This is a genomic window from Frankia sp. CcCS3, from assembly GCF_977927575.1.
The window spans coordinates 1-638 of the sequence record NZ_CDWRCL010000162.1 but is presented as its reverse complement, the minus strand read 5'-3'; the positions used below and the strand labels follow the sequence as shown (position 1 = coordinate 638).

At 67.2% G+C, this 638-nt stretch carries 1 pseudogene; it reads right to left on the bottom strand.

Annotation, left to right across the window (positions count from 1 at the left end):
- Nucleotides 1-317 precede the first annotated feature (317 nt).
- Nucleotides 318-638: pseudogene (locus AC08OQ_RS14010) on the bottom strand (hypothetical protein); the annotation flags it as partial.

Below are 638 nucleotides of genomic sequence, written 5' to 3'. Positions count from 1 at the left end.
TATGGATGTACCAGGCTTGCTCGGTCTCACATGGCGACCACAATCCGTCGGCCAGCCGTCGGCCGGTGAATTTGGGGGACCTGGGCACGGTCTGCGGTCCCCAAACCGTGACTGGCTCCCCACAATTCGCCCAGTTGCTTGGTTATGTCTCTTTTGGGGTTTTTCAAGATTGAAAATGGTTTGTCTAGGTTCGTCAACACTGTTGATTATCTTGAAAGAACCAAGCGCGAACAGGTGACCCAGCAGCTCGTGGCCCGGCGGCGCGCCGGCAGGGGTTCGCCCCGGTGCACGACCGCGGACCGGTCCCGGTCGACTGACTATCGCGAATGATTCCTCTGAGCCAGGACGGCGCCGGCCTCACCGCGCAGTCGATCCGCCCGCCGGCGAAGCTCGTCCGCCCGGGTGTCGAGAGCACGCCGCGCGGCGAGCAGTTCCCTTTCCGGCACGGCATCGTCCCCCAGCAGGCCCCGCTCCCTCGGTCGGGACCCATTCGAGGGTCGGGGCCCGTTCGAGCCCACCCGCCCGGCGACCGGCCGCATCCGATCGTCGAACCGGTGCCGTTCGTCCACGAGGCTCGCCAGCTCCGCGCCAATGCGGTCGAGGTCCCGGCGCAGCCGGCGGCGCGCGCGGCGCAACGC